Raw genomic sequence first — 17,662 nt, forward strand, 5'->3', positions numbered from 1 at the left:
GTCGTACTACGACTGGCTGGTTCCGAAGGTAGGGAGGACGCGTTTCGTGACTGTGCCAGCGAGTGACCGCAAGGGAACGTTGCTCTCACCCCGGGCTCGGGCGGGATGAGAGGTCCGCTGCCGGTCGGGTCAGTGTTGCGGCGGCTGCCAGTGGGGGTTCTGCTGCGGGTACGGCTGGGAGTGGGGCGGCTGCTGGGCGTAGGGGCCGGGCTGCTGCTGAGGCGGGTACGGCGTGGGCGCGGGCTGGGCTCCGTACGGGCCGGGCGCAGGCTGGGCTCCGTATGGGCCGGGGGCGGGCTGGGAGGGGTACGGCCCCGGTGCCGGCTGGGCGTAGGGGCCCGGTGCCGGCTGGGCGTACGGGCCCGGTGCCTGCTGTCCGTGCCCCGCGGGGGCACCCGGCATCCCGGGCGTCTGGCCCGGCGCACCCGCGTACCCGGGCGCCCCGGCCCCCGGCGCACCGCCGTACGGTCCGCCGCCGAACGGATTGCCCTGCCCCGGCACCTGCGCCCCCGGCGGCAGATACCGCAGCCGCCCGGTCTCGTCCCGCACCGGCGTGAAGCCCGCGGCCTGCAACCGCGCGGCGAACTTCGCGTTGCGCCTGCGCGTGACCAGCAGTCCGATGCCGAAGATCGCCATGAACAGCAGCCACACCACGCCCGCCACGACGAAGTCGGAGGCCTCCCCGCCGGAGCGCAGGGCCAGGACCACGCAGCCGACGGTGACGCCGAGGGCCGCGTAACCCATGCGCTTCTCGGCGTTCTTGCCGGTGAGGTCGAAGTTGATCCGGGCCTTGAGGAGTTCGAACGCGTCGGGCACGAGGGGCGGCAGGGAGACGCCGTCGGAGGCGTTCGGGTACTGCGCCCAGTTCTGCCCGGCCCGGGCCCTGGCCTGCGGGCTGGGGTCGGGCAGGACCAGCATGGTGAGCGCGCCGTTGCGGCCGCTGCTCTGCCGGACGTCCGCGTACTCGTAGCCGAACTGCTGGGCGATGAAGGCCAGCCGGGCGAGCTTCTTCACGGACGCCATCGGGCTGGTGAGCTCGACGGGTTCGCCGCTCGCCATCAGCCGCAGCATCTTCTGTGTCTGCCGCTTACTCATCCCCACCGCTTCCGCCGACCGCCGTGTTCACTTGCGCAACCCGGGCAGTTTTCCACACGGGGAACGGCCGGCGGAACGCGGTCCCGCCGCCGCGGTGGCGGCGGCCCTGCTCAGCCGCCGGGTGCCCGGCGCCTCCGGCTCCCCCGGGCCGTCTCCCGGGCCTTCTGCCGGGGCTTGCTGGGCCACAGCCGGGGCTGCTGCTTCGCCGCCAGGTCCTCCATCCAGCCGAACGCCAGGACGCAGCCGACGATCAGGATCCACACCACGACCAGCACCGGCCAGACACTCTCCAGCAACCCCGGCACGTTCTGCTCCAGCACCTCGAAACCCCACAGCCGGTCCCAGAGGGTCGCGGCGATCAGGATGCAGATGTTGTGCCAGAGGTAGATCGTCACGGCCCGGGAGTTGAGCAGGGTGATCGTGCCGGACCAGCGGCGCAGCCGGCGCGGCCACTCGGACCAGGACGGGCTGACGTGCAGCAGCAGAAGCACCGTGCCGAAGGACCACAGGGCCTGCGCCAGGGGCATGCTGTCCAGGTCGTTACCCGGGCCGAAGCCGTGGTGCAGGGCGTACCAGAGGCCGGCCAGGGCGATGACGGGCGCGACGGACGGGACGACGTAGCGCGGCAGTCTGCGCAGGATGCCCTCCTGGTGGGCCATGCCGAGGATCCAGCAGGCGCCGAAGGTGGAGAAGTCCGTGAGCGCCGAGGGGATCCGCTCGCCGGGCAGCGTGATGTAGCCGTGCTCGAAGGCGACGGCCAGGGCGATCGGCGCGAGGAGCGTGACCACCGGCATCGCGCGCAGGGCCTTCAGCAGGAACGGGGAGAGCAGCACGTACCAGAGGTAGGCGCGGATGTACCAGAGCGGTCCCGCGAAGTCCGCCGCCCAGTTCTCGCCGACGAAGCCGTGCAGTCCGGGCAGCCCCTCGGCGTACGGCGGGTCGCTGAGCGGGACGATCCAGAAGGTGAGGTGGAGCCACCACCAGCCGGGATGCCCGTCGGCGTCCGGCCCCCAGCCCTGGAGGACCATGCCGGTGACGCCGACGACGCCCAGCAGCCACAGCGGAGGCAGCAGCCGGCGCATCCGGCCGCGGATCACCTGGACGGGCGGGCGCTTGAGCGAGCGGGCCATGAGGTTGCCGGCGAGGGCGAACATCACGCCCATGGAGGGGAACACCAGCGGCAGCCAGGCCCAGCCCGTCAGGTGGTACAGCACGACACGGAACAGCGCGAGGGCGCGCAGCAGGTCGAAGTACCGGTCACGGACCGGTCCGGTGCGGGGGGCCCCTTCGTCCTTCGGGGCGTCGGTGACGGGAGTCTGCTGCATGGTCATCGGGCGGACCTCCCGCCCACCGGCTGCTGCGGAGTGCCGCTGCCGGTGCCGGGCAGGCCCACCGCGCCGGTGCGCCGCAGCTTCTGCCAGCGCAGCCGGCCGCCGGTGAGCGCGGTGATCCAGGACTGGAGCAGGACGACGTACATGAGCTGCCGGTAGAGGATTTGCTGGAGCGGCAGCGAGATCAGATGGGTCATGCGTTCCTTGTCCAGGTGGAACGCGTAGGCCGCGCACACCCCTTGCACTGCGAGGACGCCCAGCCAGGCGCCGATGGTCTTCTCCGTCGGGCCGAACACCAGCCCGTACAGCAGGAACACGTCGATCAGCGGGGCCAGCAGCGGCGCCACGACCATGAACATCGACACCAGCGGCAGGCCCACCCGGCCGAAGCGGCCCGAGGGTCCACGGTCGACGAGGGAGCGGCGGTGCTTCCAGATCGCCTGCATGGTGCCGTACGACCAGCGGTAGCGCTGGGACCACAGCTGCTGGACGGACTCGGGGGCCTCGGTCCAGGCGACGGCCTTCTCCGCGTACACGACGTGCCAGCCGTCGCGGTGCAGGGCCATGGTGATGTCGGTGTCCTCGGCGAGCGTGTCGTCGCTCATGCCGCCGACGCGTTCCAGTGCGCTGCGCCGGAACGCCCCCACCGCGCCGGGGATGGTCGGCATGCAGCGCAGCACGTCGTACATCCGGCGGTCGAGGTTGAAGCCCATCACGTACTCGATGTGCTGCCACGCGCCGATGAGCGAGTCCCGGTTGCCGACCTTGGCGTTGCCGGCGACGGCGCCCACGCGCGGGTCGCCGAAGGGCTGCACCAGTTCGCGGACGGTGGTCGGTTCGAAGACGGTGTCGCCGTCCATCATCACGATCAGGTCGTACCGGGCGTTGGCGATCCCCCGGTTGAGGGCGGCCGGCTTGCCCGCGTTGAGCTGGCGGACGACCCGCACCCCGGGCAGGCCGAGGTTCTCGACGATGCGCGCGGTGCCGTCGCTCGAGCCGTCGTCGATGACCAGCACCTCGATGGGGTGGTCGCTCGCGACGAGGGAACGGACCGTCTGCTCGATGCACTTGGCCTCGTTGTAGGCGGGTACGAGGACGGACACCGGTTCGGTGACGGTCTCACCCCAGCGGAAGCCGCGACGGCGGACCCGGCGGGCGTGCGCGACGGACAGGACCAGCATCAGCCCGAGCCGCCCGAAGACCAGCACCCCGACGACGGCGAGACCGGCGACGAGCACGTCGGTCGTCTCGTCCGAGGCCTGCACCAGGAAGACCCACGCCTCACCCTTCAGCGATTCCAGCCCGGCGACCGGGGTGTGCGCGCTGGGGGCGTTCAGGGCGGCGGTGAGGGTGTCGAAGCGGTAGCCCTTGTCCTGGAGTCCGGAGACGTACCGGTCGAGCGCGGCGACGGTCTGGGAGCGGTCGCCGCCGGAGTCGTGCATCAGCACGACGGCGCCGTCGCCGTTCTTCGGCGTGGCGTTGCGGATGATCTGTTCGGTCCCGGGCCTGCGCCAGTCCTCGCTGTCGGTGTCGTTGACGACGGTGATGTAGCCCTTGCTGCCGATGTACTCGGTGACCGGCCAGGAGTTGTTGTCCATGTTCTGGGCGAACGACGAGTACGGCGGGCGGAACAGCGAGGTGCGGATGCCGGCCGCACCGGCGAGCGCGAGCTGGTTCTGCGACAGCTCCCAGTCGACGCGGCTCTTGCTCTGCAGCGCCAGGTCCGGGTGGTTGAAGGTGTGCAGGCCGATCTCGTGGCCCTCGTCGACCATGCGCTGGACGAGTTCCGGGTAGCGGGAGGCCATGGTGCCGGTGATGAAGAAGACGGCGTGCGCGTCGTGCTTCTTCAGCACGTCGAGGACCTTGGGCGTCCATACCGGGTCCGGTCCGTCGTCGAAGGTCAGCACCAGCTCGCGGTCCGGGAGGTCCAGACTGGTCGGCCGCCCTTCCCGGGTGTCGATGACGGGCCCGCCCTCCAGGATGTCCTTCGGGACCCGGTCGTTCGCGGCGGGCGGTCCGACGCGGTGGTCGGCGAGGACCTCGCTGTGCACGTAGCCGCGCAGCATGAGCATGGCCATGAGGGCCACCAGGACGAGCAGGGGCAGCAGCAGCCGCATGGGCAGGCGGCGGCGAGGGCGGTTGCGGTCGCCGGGATCGTCAGGGGCTCGGGTCGCGCGCTCGGGACGGTGGGAACGGGTTGCCATCAGGGGTGGTACTCCGGCTGGTGCGGGGACGGGATGCGGGCGGGGAGGGGCCGTGGGGAGGCCGGGGGTGGGGCTGGGGCTGGGCGGTGGACCGAGCCGGGCAGTGCGGGGGCCGGTGCCGTCGCCGGGCCGGGTGGCCGGTGGCGTTCGCCGGGCCGAGGGCCGGTGCCGTCGCCGGGCCCGGCGGAGGCGTGGTGCCCGCGGGTCGGCCCGCACGGAGCGGCCTGCCGGGCGGAGTTGCCGCGGCCCGGGCGGGGCGGCCGGTGGCGACCGGCCGGCGGGGGCCGGCGGATCCGGCAGGCAACTGGACCTGGCTGAGCGGCAGGCGCTCGGACCCGCCACCGCCCCGGCCGGACCGACCAGCCCGCCGGATCTGACGACCTGACGACCGACCTGACGACCGACCGCCGGACCTGCCGGTGACCCGGCCGTACGGTCCGGCCATGCGACCGACCTGCGCCCCGGCAGTCCGGCTACGCGCCCTGTGACTCGGCGACCGGCGGTGTCTGCGCCGGACCCTCGGCGACGGTGCCGGTGTCGCCGCCGTCGCCGCCGCCGGTGCCCGTGGTCGCGGTCGGCTCGGGCGGAGCGGGGGTCGTCGGTGTCGGGTCGGGTGCGGGCGTGCTCGGCGGGTCCGCCGGCTTGCTCGGGGCCGGGTTCGTGACACCGGTGCGCGGGGCCGGTGTGGTCCGGGCCGCGGTCGGCGAGGGCTTGGCGGTCGTGCCGGATCGGCCGGGGCCCGCGGTGGCCACGGGTTCACGGGCGCTCGCGCCGGGCGCCGGTGCCGTGGCCTCGCCGGTCGCCGGCGTGCCACCCGGGGCGGTGGCTTCCGCCTCGGCGGACGGTGCCGACTGCTCCGGCAGGGGCGGGGTGTCGACCTTCCCGGCGGGCTGCCCCTCCTGCTGGCCCGGCACGGGCAGCCAGGGCGCTTGGGAGTTGCCCGAGAGCAGGGTGGCGACGATGACCACGGCGTAGACCCCGCAGACCAGGGCGACGGCCATGCCGATCCTGCGGAAGCGGCGGCTGCGGCGACCGGACTCGTCGACGAACACCGGCCGGTCGGCGGCCGATTCGGGGGTCCCCCCGGAACCTTCCTTGACCTGCCTCAGGAACCCGTCCCCGAGCTGTACGGCGTCGAGTTGGACGGTGACCTCGTGCGGGTCGTGGGTGTGCTCGGTGTCGTCCTCGTCCGGCGGGAGGGTCCCGGCCGGTTCGGCTTCCTCCTGCCAGGGGTCGCGGACGGCGGCACGGGGCCCGGGGTCCGGGGCGAACGAGTCGGCCTCGCCCTCGCTCTGCCGGGGAATGCCGCGCAATACCTCCGTCCCGGCGGGCAGTCGGCTGCCGGTCACCTGGACGTCGCCGCCGGCGAACACCTGAGTGGCTCTCCGGTCCCGGGCTCTGCCGTCCGCGGGGAGTTCACCGGTCGTCGTAGCGACCTCGGGCCACTCGGGTTGGGCGTCTTCTCGCCACTGTTTCACGCGCACGCACTTCCCCCCACGGGATGGTTCAGGTGCGCTTACGACCTGAGCACCCGTCGTCGGATCCGGGCCCCCACCCGTTCCGAGCGCCCCCCTTTACCACACCGTGCTCAGGCGTCGAATGTAGCGCACGCGGAGGTTGCGTGTGGACGGCGTACCGAATCGTGGCAGCCGTGGGACGCGCTGAGGACATCGCCCATGGCCGGAATCCCCCCTCCGACGGGATCGCCCAAGGGATGCGACACCGTCGCGGCGGGGCCGACGACCCCACCGCCCGGCACCTCGCCGTCAGGCACCCCGCCGCCCCGCACCACGCCGCTCAGACCCCGCCGGTCTGCTGAGACCCTTCCCCCTGCCCCGCCGCGTCGCCACCGGGAGCGGACCCGCCGGCGGGGTCCTTCGGCAGGGCCTGCCCCTGCCGGTGCCGCGGCACCGTCCGGACGGGAGGACGGGTCAGTGTGATCTGCCGCACGACCTGCTGGAAGCAGGCCAGTGCCGCCAACCCCGGCAGGGCCGCCGACGCGGTACCCAGAACCGTTCTGGGCGCCTGGGCGACGCACAGCAGTACGGCGACGCACGAGAAGACGAGGACCACGCACCAGGAGTGCACGGCACGGCGCTGGTGCAGCGCGGCCCGCAGGACGGACAGCGAGGCCACCAGCCAGGGCCCGTACACCAGCAGCGGCCACCAGGTGTGGAGGCTCCTGCCCGGGGGTGACACGGCGACGAGGCGCAGCGGGTCGTAGGCGACCATCCCGCTGAGCAGGCTCACCGCGGAGGCGATCACAGCGGCCAGGGCGGCGACGAGGAAGCTGGTGGCGCGGAGCACCCGCGGGGCCCTGCGATTGCGGACCTTGCGGTGGCGCCGGTGGACCTCCCGCACCGGCGCCAGTTCCTCGGTGATGTCCTGGAGCCGCCGGATGTGGCCGTCCGGGACGACGTCCGCCGCCGCGGTCCGCGTCTCGTCACGCGGGGCGGGGATCCTCGGCTCCTGCTCAGCCAGGGCTTCCTGGAGGATGAACGCGAGTTCCTCGGCCGGATCCCAGGTCGGGTCCGGTGGGGTGAGGGGCGTCACGAAATCCCGGGTGGGAGCCCGGTGCCGCCCGCTGCCCTCGATTCCTTTGTCATACATGGCGCGCCCCGACTATTCCGCGAGCGCGAAAGCGGACCATTCCGTCGCACTGGTCCAGCGCCGGGCGAGATCGATTTCCAGCGCACTCATGGCGTCGAGGAAATCGCGCAGCACCGGCTCCGTCACCTGCAACGTGACCGGGCAACCGGCCTTGGTGAGCGTGCCGTTGACGGTCGCCGACGAGTGCGCCGGAGCGGGAATGTAGGTGTAGGGGCCGAGCGTTACCGCCCACCCGTCTTTCCTGGTCGCCTCGGTCATGTACCGACTAACGTCGGCCTACTTCGCCGGATGCGCGGCAAACGAGTGAAGGATTTTGCCGTTCAGCATCTTTTCTATGTGCCATGAGGGCTCTCCATATCTCTGTATGAAGAACTGCGAACGATGATTACCGCCAGGTCCTACAACCCGGATGCCGGTGGACGACGCTGCTGCCACCGCGGCGGGCATGGCACAGGCCCCGCCGCTCGGAAGCGACGGGGCCTGTGCCCACATGGGATGAGTGGAGATGGCGGGAATCGAACCCGCGTCCAACGGTGCAGAAGCAGGGCTTCTCCGTGTGCAGTTCGCTGTGATTTTCTCGGCCCCGGCGATCACGCGAACAAGTCGCCGACGGGCCCAGTCACTGTTTGATTTCCCATCGGGCCCCGTGACCGGGCTCGATGGTTTAGTTCCCTAGATTATGCCAGGATCCGGGCCGGGAACACTCCCGGGCTGACACCCATTTAGGGTCCTTCAGTCACTGCTTATCAGGCAGCGAGAGCGAAGGACTGGGAATCGCGCTTGGTGTTGGCGATTATTTTTTGCGACATATGGTTTACGAGATCATTGCCGCTTCCTCGACACGCTTCCCCTGCTTCGACAGCCGCTGTCGAAACCGATCATCCCCATGTTGTGTTGACAATCCCTCCGGAGAGGGTCACGCACCCGCCATGGGGTGCAGGCACCATCGTACGTGACCAACGCGGGTCGGTGCCAGCGTATTCGCTACGCCCCGCGCTGCCTGCGCTTCACCGCCGCGATCGCGCGGTCGGTCTCCCGGCGGTCCTGCTTCTCCCGCAGCGCCTGACGCTTGTCGTACTCCTTCTTGCCCTTCGCCAGCGCGATCTCGACCTTGGCCCGGCCGTCCCTGAAGTACAGCGCGAGGGGCACGATGGTGTGGCCCGTGTCCCCCGACTTCGACTCCAGCTTGTCGATCTCGGAGCGGTGCAGCAGCAGCTTGCGCTTGCGCCGCGCGCTGTGGTTGGTCCAGGTGCCCTGGCTGTACTCCGGCACGTGCACGTTGTGCAGCCACGCCTCACCGTCGGTCAGCTGCACGAAGCCGTCGACCAGCGACGCCCGACCCTGGCGCAGCGACTTCACCTCGGTCCCGGTGAGGACCAGGCCGGCCTCGTAGGTGTCGATGATGAGGTAGTCGTGCCGCGCCTTCTTGTTCTGCGCGATCAGCTTGCGCCCTTTTTCCTTAGCCATAGTGCCGTCCATTTTCGCACTACGGAGGGGGCCCGCGGAAAGTCGATTACGAGGGGCTCGCGAGGCCGCGCAGTACGGTCTCGGCCCGCTGGAGGGCGCCGTCGTCGGTCTCCAGGTCGGGGGTGATGCCCCGGCCGTCGACCCCGCGGCCGGAGGGGGTGCGGTAGTGCCCGACGGTCAGCTCCGCGACGGAGCCGTCGGGCAGCCGGCTCGGCATCTGGACCGAGCCCTTGCCGAAGGTCCGGGAACCCACCACGAGCGCCCGTCCGCGGTCCTGGACCGCCCCGGTGAGGAGTTCCGCCGCGCTCATCGTCCCGCCGTCGACGAGCGCGACCAGGGGTCTCGTCGTGTCGCCGCCGGGCTCGGCGTGCAGGGCGCGCTGCTCGCCCTCGACGTCGTACGTGGCGACCAGGCCGCCGTCGAGGAAGGCGGAGGCCGCGCTGACCGCCTCGGTGACCAGTCCGCCGGAGTTGCCGCGCAGGTCGAGGACGACGCCGCCGGGCGGGGCGTGGCGGACGGCCTTGCGGACCTGGTCGCCGGAGCCCTTGGTGAAGGTGTCGACCTTGATGAGGGTGACCGGTCCGGCGAGCTCCCGCACGGTGACCGAGTCCGTGGTCAGCTGGGCCCGGCGCAGGGTCTCGGTCCAGGCGCGCCCGTCCCGCTCCAGTCCGAGGCGGACGGTGGTGCCGGCGGGGGCGTCGGTGGCGTCCCCACGCAGCAGGGAGACGACCTCGGTGACGGGCCGGCCGTCGGTCTTCGCGCCGTCGACGCTGCGCAGCAGGTCCCCGGGGCGGATCCCGGCGGTGGCGGCGGGCGAGCCTGCGCGCACCTTCGTCACCTCGACCCGGCCGTCGCGTTCGCTGCGCGCCCAGAGTCCGACGCCGGTGTACTGGCCGTCGAGGGCGTCCTCGAACTCCTCGTACTCGCCCTGGGAGTAGACGGCGCCCCAGCGGTCGCCGCTGCGGCTGACGGCGCGCTTGGCGGCCTCCATCGGGGACTTGCCGTCCGCCATGGCCTCCTCGGCGGCCCTGGCGACGGCCGCGTGACGCCCGACCGGGCCGGTCGAACGGACCTCGTCCGGCGCGGACTTGCGGCCGGCCTGCGGGAGGGAGCCGGTGGCCGCCCCGGCGACGAGCACGCTCGTGAACAGCAAGGTCAGGGCGGCCCCGCGGCGGATGCGACGGGGCTGACAGAACGGGTCACGACCTGACATGCCGGTGAGTCTAGGACAAGGGGAAGGGCCGTACGGTCGGTTGACCGCACGGCCCCTGTTGGCATGCGTCACACCTTCAAGTACTTGCGCAGCGCGAAGAACGCGGCCAACGCGGGCATCAGCAGACTCGTGGCGAGGATGAGCGGCAGCTTCGTGAGAACGGCGTCCCAGCCGATGAAGTTGATCAGGTTCAGCTTCTCGGACAGCGCCAGGCCGTGGTCGATGATGAAGTATCTGGCGATCAGCAGGAAGGCGCACGCGAGGGTGCCGCCGATGAGCCCGGCGACGGCGGCCTCCATGATGAACGGCGCCTGGATGTAGAAGCCCGAGGCGCCGACCAGGCGCATGATGCCGGTCTCGCGCCGTCGGCTGAACGCCGAGACCCGCACGGTGTTGACGATCAGCATCAGCGCGACGACGAGCATGAGCGCCATCACCGCCCGCGCGGCCCAGTTCATACCGTTGAGGAGCCCGAACAGATTGTCCAGAATGCCCTTTTGATCCTGAACGGACTGCACGCCGTCCCGGCCGTCGAAGGCGGTCGCGATCACCTGGTACTTCTGCGGGTCCTTCAGCTTGATGCGGTACGACTCCTGCATCTGGTCCGGCGTGAGGGAGCTGGCCAGCGGGGAGTCCCCGAACTGCTCCTTGTAGTGCTTGTACGCCGCGTCCTGCGACTCGTACGTGACCGTCTGGACGACGCCCATCTTGTCGAGGTCGGTCTTGATCTGCTGCTTCTGGTCGTCCGTCACCGCGCCCTTGGCGCAGTTCGGGTCGGACTCGGCATCGCTCTTGTTGCAGAGGAAGATCGAGACGTTGACCTTGTCGTACCAGTAGCCCTTCATGGTGTTGACCTGGTCACTCATCAGGAGCGACCCGCCGAACAGGGCGAGGGACAGGGCGACGGAGACGATGACGGCGAAGGTCATCGTCAGGTTGCGGCGGAGACCGACACCGATCTCGGAGAGTACGAACTGGGCGCGCATGGCGACGGGTTAAGCCTTTCCGTGGATCTCGTGCGGTGTCAGTGCTGGTAGCCGTAGACGCCACGGGCCTGGTCGCGGACGAGGCGGCCCTTCTCCAGCTCGATGACGCGCTTGCGCATCTGGTCCACGATGTTCTGGTCGTGCGTGGCCATCACCACGGTCGTGCCCGTCCGGTTGATGCGGTCGAGCAGCTTCATGATGCCGACGGAGGTCTGCGGGTCGAGGTTGCCGGTGGGCTCGTCGGCGATGAGCAGCTTCGGCCGGTTGACGAAGGCCCGCGCGATGGCGACGCGCTGCTGCTCACCACCGGACAGCTCGCCGGGCATCCGGTCCTCCTTGCCGCCGAGCCCGACGAGGTCGAGCACCTGCGGCACGGACTTGCGGATCTCACCGCGCGACTTGCCGATGACCTCCTGCGCGAAGGCGACGTTCTCGCCGACCGTCTTGTTCGGCAGCAGGCGGAAGTCCTGGAAGACCGTCCCCAGCTGGCGCCGCATCTGCGGAACCTTCCAGTTGGAGAGGCGTGCGAGGTCCTTGCCCAGGACGTGCACCTGCCCGTGACTGCACCGCTCCTCGCGGAGGATCAGCCGCAGGAAGGTGGACTTTCCGGAGCCGGAGGACCCCACGAGGAACACGAACTCGCCCTTCTCGACCTCCAGGGAGACATCCCTGAGGGCGGGGCGGGTCTGCTTGGGGTAGACCTTGGAGACATTGTCGAATCGGATCACGGATGCACCACGGGTCGCCGGGGGTAGATGAGCGTGACCATACGCGAACCGGGTACGTGACCGCAGTCACCGGTGGCGGTTGCACAGCGGATGTGCCGTTTTGTACGCCCTGGGGGCGTGGGGTGCTGCTCTTTCGCATCGACCGCGCGCCCTCCGGCGGAACCTGGCAAAGTGGGGAGGGGAACATTCCCCCACCCACGAACGTTGAACGACCTGGAACCGGCGCAAGGAGGGCGAGCGCATGACGTACGACCGGTTGGTGTGCGCGAACTGCGCGGCCCCCGTGAACGAGGGGCGCTGCCCCGTGTGCCGCGCGAACCGTGAGCGCCTACAGCAGGAGAACTTCCTCGCGAACCTGAACCCGATGGCGCTGATCGCCCTGCTGGCCGCGCTGATCGCGGCCGTGGCGCTGCTGGCGCACCAGACGGCGTGACAAGCGGGCGAGGACGAGCAGGACAGGACTGAGGGCCCGGAGCGTGATGCTCCGGGCCCTCAGCGTTGCGCTGTGCGCACGGTCCGTACGGACGCGGCTACCGTCAGGCGGCAGCCCCGCCGCGGCCGCCCATGAGGCGCGGCAGGACGCGGAAGCCGACACCGCCGGCGATCATCGTGGCGGCGCCGATCACCAGGAAGGTGGTCTGCGCGGCACCGGTCTCGGCGAGCTCCTCGCCGTTGCCCTTGCCCTGAGCCTGGGCCTGCGCGGCCGGGGCGGAGTCCGAGCCGGTGTCGGTGAGGGCGGAGGAGCCCTCCTCCTGCGGGGAGGTGCCGCCGTCGGGGTCGGCGTTGTTGCCGCCGCCGTTGTTGCCACCATTGGCGTTGCCGCCACCGTTGCCGCCGCCGTTCCCGTTGCCCGGGTCGGTCGGCGCGTCGGTCGGGTCCTCGGTCGGCTCGGTGGGCTCGTCCGTGGGCTCGGTCGGCTCGTCCGTGGGCTCCTCGGTGGACGGCGGGTCCGTCGGGAGGTCCGTCGGCGGGTCGGTGGGGATGTCGGTCGGCGGGTCCGTCGGCGTCGGCGTCGGGACCGGCGACTCGTCGGCGCACAGGATGCCGAGCAGGCAGTCGTCCGCCTCCGCGGCGGATGCGGCACCGGCGGCGGTCAGCGAGGCTCCGGCGGCGATCACGGCGCCGGCCGCTATTCGCGCGACACGGATCCGCGTCTTCTTCGTCATGTGGTTGCTACCCCCAGTAGCTCATCGTCATTAGGCAGCGTTCGGGGCTGTGCTCGACGGGGACGGCCGCGGTGAAAAGAGCCCCCCGGTTCACATGCGCCCCAGAGACACGCATGCCGCGCTTTACCCTTCCCATTTTTCAAAGGCTCGTCAAGGGCGTTTGCGGGTGCCGTGTCCAAGTACGGGGGCTATGCCGGGAGTCTGAGCCTGTGAGTGTGATGTAAAACCCGGACATCCGAGCGCAGAAAAGGCAACTACCGCCCCGGGGGCGGCAGTTGCCTTGTCGACAAACTTACTTCTCCTGCTGCTTGCGCCAGCGAATTCCGGCTTCGATGAAGCCGTCGATCTCGCCGTTGAACACAGCCTCGGGGTTGCCGACCTCGAACTCGGTACGCAGGTCCTTGACCATCTGGTAAGGGTGCAGCACGTAGGAACGCATCTGGTTGCCCCAGGAGCTGCCGCCGTCCTTGAGGGCGTCCATCTTGGCCCGCTCCTCCTGGCGCTGGCGCTCCAGCAGCTTCGCCTGAAGAACGTTCATCGCGGTCGCCTTGTTCTGGATCTGCGAGCGCTCGTTCTGGCAGGAGACGACGATGCCGGTGGGGAGGTGGGTGAGGCGCACCGCGGAGTCGGTGGTGTTGACGCCCTGACCGCCGGGGCCGGACGAGCGGTACACGTCCACCCGCAGTTCGGACTCGTCGATCTCGATGTGGTCGGTCTGCTCGACCACGGGCAGGATCTCGACGCCCGCGAAGGAGGTCTGGCGCCGGCCCTGGTTGTCGAAGGGCGAGATGCGCACGAGCCGGTGCGTGCCCTGCTCGACGGAGAGCGTGCCGTACGCGTAGGGCGCCTGGACGGCGAAGGTGGTCGACTTGATGCCGGCCTCCTCCGCGTACGACGTCTCGTAGATCTCCGTCTTGTAGCCGCGCTGCTCGGCCCACCGCAGGTACATGCGCTGGAGCTTCTCGGCGAAGTCGGCGGCGTCGACGCCGCCGGCCTCGGCGCGGATGTTCACCACGGCCTCACGGGAGTCGTACTCGCCCGACAGGAGGGTGCGGACCTCCATCTCGTCCAGCGCCTTCCGGACGGCGGCGAGCTCGGACTCGGCCTCGGCGCGGGTGTCCGGGTCGTCCTCCTCCTCGGCCATCTCGAACAGGACGGCGAGGTCGTCGATACGACCGCGCAGGGCCTCGGCCTTGCGCACCTCGGCCTGGAGGTGGGACAGCTTGCTGGTGATCTTCTGCGCCTCGTCGGGGTTGTCCCACAGGGACGGCGCGGCCGCCTGCTCCTCGAGCACGGCGATGTCTGCCCTCAGCTTGTCGAGGTCCAGAACGGCCTCGATCGACTCCATGGTCGAGGAGAGGGACTTGAGCTCTTCGGATACATCGACGACTGCCACGCCTCCAGCGTAACGGCTCCGCCCGGCGGCGAGCGCCGGGCCGCCGCTGCCGACGGTCGGGGAGGGACCGGGAAGAGGAACGTGCCGGGCGTCCGCCCCCGCGCACCTCGGGTGTCCGCCCCCGCGCCGCTCGGGTGTCCGCCCCCGCGCCGCTCGGGTGTCCGCCCCCGCGCCGCTCGGGTGTCCGCCCCCGCGCCCCTCGGGTGTCCACCCCGCGTCACCGACGGCCGGACCCCGGCGCCGACCTGCGCCGCCGGCGGCCGACGTCCGCTCCCCGGCAGGCGGCCCGCTCCCCGGGGGTCACGGGCTGCGGAGCGGCCCCTGGCCGCCCTCAGCCGTTCGTCGCCCTTCGTCGGCGGCGGGCCACGGACCTCGGCAGGGGCGGTGTCAGGGCGACTGGGGGGCCGAGTTCTGTGTGTCCTGGGGTGGCGTGCTCGCGTCGTCGTCCGATGCGGAAAGCCAGGCCCCGACGCCGATCGCGGCGATCAGGGCGACCGCGCCCGCTCCCAGGGCGAGGCGGCGGCGCCGGGTGGCGGCGCGGTTGCGGGCCGAGCCGGGCCGGGGCGTGCCCGACGCGCGCGGGGCCCGGGCCGTACCGTGCGCGCCCCCGGCCAGCTCGTCGGGGGCGGGGACGCGCATGGACGTGTGGGTGTCACGGTTGGAGTCGGCCGGTTTTGATCCGGGCACGAGGGGGACCGCGCCGCGGCGGCGGACCCGCTCACCGGTCGGGGCCGGTCCGGCGGGCTGCTCCTCGCGGTCGGTCTCCTCGGCGGACTCGGTGTCCGGCTCGTCCACCTCCAGCGGCGGCATGCCCGCCAGCATCGGCAGCAGCTCACGTAGCCGCGACCCGAGCTCCGAGGCCCGCAGCCGGGAGGCCGGGGCCTTGGCGAGGCACTGGATGATCAGCTGCCACAGCTCGTCCGGGATGCCGGGCAGCGGGACGACGGTCTCCGTGACGTGCCGGCGCAGCACCGCGCCCGGGTGGCCGCCGCCGAACGGGGTGAAGCCCGCGAGCAGTTCGTAGAGGACGGTGGCGAGCGCGTAGATGTCGACGGACGCGCGCGGGGGCAGGCCCTCGACGATCTCCGGGGCGAGGTAGTCGGGCGTGCCGATGATCTTCGTCGCCTTGGTCCGGCGCGGGGTGTCGATGAGTTTCGCCACCCCGAAGTCGGTCAGCAGCGCGCGGTGGGAGCCGCCGGGGCCGAGCGGGCCCTGCATGTCCAGGAGCACGTTCTCCGGCTTCACGTCCCGGTGCACGACGCCCGCGGCGTGCGCGGCCGCCAGCCCGTCGGCGATGTCCGCCGCGATGGCGACGGCCGCCTCGGGGGCGAGACGCCGGTCCCGCTCCAGCCGGGTGCGCAGGTCCGTGCCCCGGACGAGGTCCATGACCAGCGCCAGGTCGTTGCCGTCCACGACCAGGTCGCGCACGGACACGACATGCGGGTGCTCCAGACCGAGCAGCGCCGTCCGCTCCTGTACGAAGCGGCCGACGAGTTCCTGGTCGGACGCGAGGTCCTCGCGCAGCAGCTTGATGGCGACGGGGCCCTCGGGCCCCTCCCCCAGCCACACCGTGCCGGCACTGCCCCGCCCCAGGATCTGGTGGGCGGTGTACCGGCTGCCGATCTTCCGTGCCAAGGCTGCTCCCTGCGACGCGTGTTGTCGCCAAAACTACGCGTCCGAGGTGCCAACCTTCACCGTCGAGGCGGAAATCACCCGCCAGGTGTCGACAAATCACCAACCCCACAGGCGGGTTCGGGTCGGTTCGCGCCTATGCGCCCCCGCTGTTGCCGAGCTTCTCGAACCAGCCCGTCACGGTGTTGAACCAGTCGGTGAGCTGGTCCCAGTAGCCCTTGCCGGTGCCGATCCACTCCTGAAGCGGGCTCAGTTCCCAGACCAGCCAGCCGGCGACGAAGAGGATGACGATCGTGAAGAGACAGCCCTTCAGGCAGCCGAGCCCGGGGATCCGCATCGGGTTGGCGCTGCGCTGGCGCGGCTGCCGGGGCTCGCGCTGGGGCCGCTGCGGCTGCTGGGGCTGGGGCGGCGGCGCGGGCGGCGCGTAGCGCTGCGGCTGCTGGGGCTGCGGCGCGTACTGCTGGGGCTGCTGCTGCGGATGGCCGTAGCCGGGTCCGGGCGGGGGCTGCTGTCCCCGCTGCGGGGGCTGCTGCGGCCGGGCGACCTGGCGCTGGGGGCGGCGGCGCAGCGGGTCCTGGCCCGGGTCGAGGTACTGGACCTGCGTCTGCTCGTTGCGGTCGCGGGCCGCCCGCAGCTGGTTCTGCCAGGGGTGCGGGTCCTCGGGCCCGCCGGGGCCGCCCTGCTGGCCGGGTGCGCCCGGCGGGACCGGCGGCATGACGGCGGTCGGGTCGGCCGCGCCCCGTCCCGGCAGGACGGCGGTCGGGTCGGCGGCGCCGGGGGCGCCGGTGTGGGGCATGACGCTGGTCGCGGCGTTCGGGTCGTACGAGCCGGCGCCCTGCGGCAGGACCTGGGTCGGGTCGCCCGAGCCGAAGCTGTCCGGTACGGGCGCGGGCGCCGGGTCGGGCACCAGGAGCGCGCCCACCCCCTCGGCGGCGGCGATCTGCGCGGAGTTCGCGTGCACCCCGATGCCCTCGGCGACGACGCGCAGGCCGCGGGCGAGGTTCTCGGCGCTGGGCCGTTCGTCCGGGTTCTTGCGCAGACAGCGCTCGATGATCGTCCACAGCGGGTCGGGGACCGTGGACGGGCGGCGCGGCTCGGCGCTCAGGTGCTGGTGCAGCACCTCGAGGGCGGAGCTGCCGGCGAACGGCGGGCGGCCGGTGACCAGTTCGTACAGCAGGATGCCGGCGCCGTAGATGTCGACGGCGGAGGTCTGCGGGCGGCCCTCGGCGGACTCGGGAGCGACGTACGCGGGCGTGCCGACGAACTCCTGGGTGCGGGTCAGGCCCGGGGAGTCGGCGAGGCGGGCGATGCCGAAGTCGGTCAGCAGCGGGTGCATCTGCCCCTCGTACTGCTGGAGCAGGACGTTCGCCGGCTTCAGGTCGCGGTGGACGACGCCGTCGGCGTGGCTGGCGGCGAGCGCGTCGGCGATCTGGGCGGTGAGCAGCGCCGCCGCGACCGGGGTGAAGGGCCCGTTCTCGCGCAGGTAGCGGTGCAGGTCGGGGCCCTCGACGAGGTCCATGACCAGCGCCAGCAGATCGCCCTCGACGACCAGGTCGCGGACCCGGACGATGTTCGGATGGGTCAGCCGGAGCAGGACGGAGCGCTCCCGGAGGAACCGCATGACGACGTCCGCGTCGCTGGCCAGCTCCTCCTTGAGGACCTTGATCGCCACGGTCTCGCCGGGCTGTCCCGGAACGGCCGCCTCGGCGCCCGCGGTCTCGCGCTGGCGGGCTCGCCAGACGGTGCCCGTGGCGCCGCGTCCGAGCGGCTCCTCGAGCAGGTACTTGCTGCCTACCGGCCGCACGTCATGCGCTCCCTGGTGCTTGCCTTGCCT

At 71.6% G+C, this 17,662-nt stretch carries 15 protein-coding genes and 1 other RNA gene; 1 reads left to right on the forward strand and 15 read right to left on the reverse strand.

The features are described from left to right. Window positions 1-129: 129 nt before the first annotated feature. The 11 genes from ABEA82_RS04575 to ftsE form a co-directional block, all read right to left on the reverse strand. Complete coding sequence (locus ABEA82_RS04575; protein WP_345660037.1) at window positions 130-1,095, reverse strand: hypothetical protein; 966 nt, start codon at window positions 1,093-1,095, stop codon at window positions 130-132. Between the two features lie 110 nt (window positions 1,096-1,205). Continuing rightward, window positions 1,206-2,426, reverse strand: a complete 1,221-nt coding sequence (locus ABEA82_RS04580; RefSeq protein ID WP_425588474.1) for an acyltransferase family protein — start codon at window positions 2,424-2,426, stop codon at window positions 1,206-1,208. Beyond that, complete coding sequence (locus ABEA82_RS04585) at window positions 2,423-4,630, reverse strand: bifunctional polysaccharide deacetylase/glycosyltransferase family 2 protein (RefSeq protein ID WP_345660039.1); 2,208 nt, start codon at window positions 4,628-4,630, stop codon at window positions 2,423-2,425. Before ABEA82_RS04585 ends, ABEA82_RS04580 begins: the two co-directional genes overlap by 4 nt. A 473-nt stretch (window positions 4,631-5,103) precedes the next feature. Then, on the reverse strand, window positions 5,104-6,108 hold the full coding sequence (locus ABEA82_RS04590; protein WP_345660041.1) for a hypothetical protein: 1,005 nt from the start codon (window positions 6,106-6,108) through the stop codon (window positions 5,104-5,106). Window positions 6,109-6,427: 319 nt separating this feature from the next. After that, window positions 6,428-7,240 carry a hypothetical protein gene (locus tag ABEA82_RS04595; RefSeq protein WP_345660043.1) on the reverse strand — a complete coding sequence of 271 codons (813 nt, stop codon included), beginning with the start codon at window positions 7,238-7,240 and terminating at the stop codon, window positions 6,428-6,430. Between the two features lie 12 nt (window positions 7,241-7,252). Next, window positions 7,253-7,498, reverse strand: a complete 246-nt coding sequence (locus ABEA82_RS04600) for a hypothetical protein (protein WP_345660045.1) — start codon at window positions 7,496-7,498, stop codon at window positions 7,253-7,255. 239 nt (window positions 7,499-7,737) lie between these two features. Next, window positions 7,738-8,126, reverse strand: a transfer-messenger RNA (tmRNA) gene (ssrA, locus tag ABEA82_RS04605). A 98-nt stretch (window positions 8,127-8,224) separates the two neighbouring features. Further along, window positions 8,225-8,707, reverse strand: coding sequence for an SsrA-binding protein SmpB (smpB, locus tag ABEA82_RS04610; protein ID WP_345660046.1), 483 nt, complete (start codon window positions 8,705-8,707; stop codon window positions 8,225-8,227). A 46-nt stretch (window positions 8,708-8,753) separates the two neighbouring features. After that, window positions 8,754-9,920: a S41 family peptidase gene (locus ABEA82_RS04615; RefSeq protein ID WP_345660047.1), complete on the reverse strand. Its 1,167-nt coding sequence runs from the start codon at window positions 9,918-9,920 to the stop codon at window positions 8,754-8,756. A 68-nt stretch (window positions 9,921-9,988) separates the two neighbouring features. Beyond that, entirely contained in the window at window positions 9,989-10,906 is a 918-nt protein-coding gene (ftsX, locus tag ABEA82_RS04620) for a permease-like cell division protein FtsX (protein ID WP_345660048.1), read from the reverse strand. Between the two features lie 38 nt (window positions 10,907-10,944). After that, on the reverse strand, window positions 10,945-11,634 hold the full coding sequence (ftsE, locus tag ABEA82_RS04625) for a cell division ATP-binding protein FtsE (protein WP_003990615.1): 690 nt from the start codon (window positions 11,632-11,634) through the stop codon (window positions 10,945-10,947). Between the two features lie 241 nt (window positions 11,635-11,875). Here ftsE and ABEA82_RS04630 point away from each other — a divergent pair, with 241 nt between their 5' ends. Next, window positions 11,876-12,067 (forward strand): hypothetical protein, encoded by a 192-nt coding sequence (locus ABEA82_RS04630; protein WP_345660049.1) that lies wholly within the window; start codon window positions 11,876-11,878, stop codon window positions 12,065-12,067. 103 nt (window positions 12,068-12,170) lie between these two features. On the opposite strand, the gene ABEA82_RS04635 is transcribed toward ABEA82_RS04630, so the two are convergent. From ABEA82_RS04635 to ABEA82_RS04650, 4 genes are all read right to left on the reverse strand, one after another. Continuing rightward, the gene (locus tag ABEA82_RS04635) at window positions 12,171-12,800 is read right to left on the reverse strand and encodes an LPXTG cell wall anchor domain-containing protein (RefSeq protein WP_345660050.1); all 630 of its coding nucleotides are present in this window, start codon (window positions 12,798-12,800) and stop codon (window positions 12,171-12,173) included. A gap of 292 nt (window positions 12,801-13,092) precedes the next feature. Further along, window positions 13,093-14,196, reverse strand: a complete 1,104-nt coding sequence (prfB, locus tag ABEA82_RS04640; RefSeq protein WP_345660051.1) for a peptide chain release factor 2 — start codon at window positions 14,194-14,196, stop codon at window positions 13,093-13,095. A 387-nt stretch (window positions 14,197-14,583) separates the two neighbouring features. Next, window positions 14,584-15,831, reverse strand: coding sequence for a serine/threonine-protein kinase (locus tag ABEA82_RS04645; RefSeq protein WP_345660052.1), 1,248 nt, complete (start codon window positions 15,829-15,831; stop codon window positions 14,584-14,586). 133 nt (window positions 15,832-15,964) lie between these two features. Then, the gene (locus ABEA82_RS04650) at window positions 15,965-17,632 is read right to left on the reverse strand and encodes a serine/threonine-protein kinase (RefSeq protein ID WP_345660053.1); all 1,668 of its coding nucleotides are present in this window, start codon (window positions 17,630-17,632) and stop codon (window positions 15,965-15,967) included. Window positions 17,633-17,662: the final 30 nt, after the last annotated feature.

This window comes from Streptomyces venetus, assembly GCF_039540295.1.
Lineage (GTDB): Bacteria > Actinomycetota > Actinomycetes > Streptomycetales > Streptomycetaceae > Streptomyces > Streptomyces venetus.